This is a genomic window from Streptomyces sp. W16 (genome assembly GCF_033194735.1).
In the GTDB taxonomy this organism is placed as follows: Bacteria; Actinomycetota; Actinomycetes; order Streptomycetales; family Streptomycetaceae; genus Streptomyces.
This window is the reverse complement of the sequence record NZ_JAWOAI010001090.1, coordinates 1-1326: the sequence shown is the minus strand read 5'-3', so window position 1 is coordinate 1326 and position 1326 is coordinate 1. Positions and strand designations below refer to the sequence as shown.

Below are 1326 nucleotides of genomic sequence, written 5' to 3'. Positions count from 1 at the left end.
AGAGGCCGCCGACCCCGCCCGGCTCAGGGTCCCGACCCTGATCTTCCACGGACCCGACGACACCGTCGCCCCCTGGTCCCTCTCCCGCCGTCTCGCCGCCCGACGCCCCGACCTGATCACCCTCCAGCCGGTCGCCCGGGCCCCGCACAGCGCCATGTGGAACGCCGACCCGGCCGCCTACGAGGAGATCCTGCGCCGCTTCCTGACTCCGCTGATGTAACCCCGGCCCACCCACCCGCACGCCCCCCTCCGGCCTTCCGTTTAGCCCTGTACCACTGGCCTGAACCCGGTCCCCAGCAGCCCGCGGGACCCCCTGCCTTGGCCCTCCCCGTCGCCCGCCGTGACATTCCGTTTGGGTTTTCGGACCGTCAACCGGAAGACTGCACCCGTGACGTCCCGTATCCCGCGCGACTCCAGGCTTCGACTCGTCCGCCCGCGACCCCTGGCCGCCGCCCCCCGAGCGATGAACCAGCGGCGCTCGCGCCGCCCCGCACCCCGCCCTCCGGAGGGCACACCGGCCCCCGCGGAACTGGCCAGAATGGCACGCTCCGGCCTGGCCGGAGCGGCCCGCGTCGCCCACTGGGCCGACGCCGCACTACGCCCCGGCCGTGACGGCGCGAGCCCCGACGGCAAAGGCACCCTCTCCGAAGCGACCGCCGAACTCGCGGCCGAGGATCTGGGCCTGGCCCCGGCTCAGGTCCGCGCCGACTGGGACACCGCCCGCCTCGCCGGCCTCGTCGAGGTGCATGGCGACAGCGCCCGCCCCGGCTGGCGGCTGCGCGCCTGGGACCGCGACGACAGCGCCGTACTGCGCGGCTGGGTCGCCCTCTTCGACGCCTGGTCGCTCGCCCACCCGGAACCCCGGGAGCACGAGCCCTCCGCCGTCGCCGAGGTCGTCTCGGCCATGCCTCAGGTGCTCTCCTTCCTCCAGCTGTCCGCCGGGCCCGTCCCCGTCGCCCAGCTCCTCGACCTCCTCGGCCAACGCGTCACCGAACTGCGCACCGAGCGCTGCGAGATCCCCTACGGCCCGCAGCCCGAGCCGGTCCAGCAGCCCCCGGCCGGCACCGACGACGCCCCGCTCGACCCCCTCCTCGACTGGGCCCTGCACGCCCTCGCCTCCGTCGGTGCCCTCACCTACGGCGACGCCCAGGCCACCCTCACCCCGCTCGGCAGCTGGGCGGTCTGGGTCAAGCTGGAGCAGATCTGCGTGGCCGCGCAGAGCCCCGCCGGGAACATCGAGCAGTCCGCCGAGGACATGCTCCGCGGCTGCTCCCAGCTCCGCCCGAACGCCGCCCGCGCCGAATACCGCGCCTGGCTCGCCGCCCG

General features: G+C 75.3%; 2 protein-coding genes. Both read left to right on the top strand.

What is annotated here, in order from left to right; all coding sequences use genetic code 11:
* Positions 1-220, top strand: a 220-nt coding sequence (locus R6V09_RS53340) for an alpha/beta fold hydrolase (RefSeq protein WP_317888584.1), incomplete at its 5' end; no start/stop codon positions are given.
* A 168-nt stretch (positions 221-388) separates the two neighbouring features.
* On the top strand, positions 389-1326 hold a 938-nt coding region (locus R6V09_RS53335), incomplete at its 3' end, for a hypothetical protein (protein ID WP_317888583.1).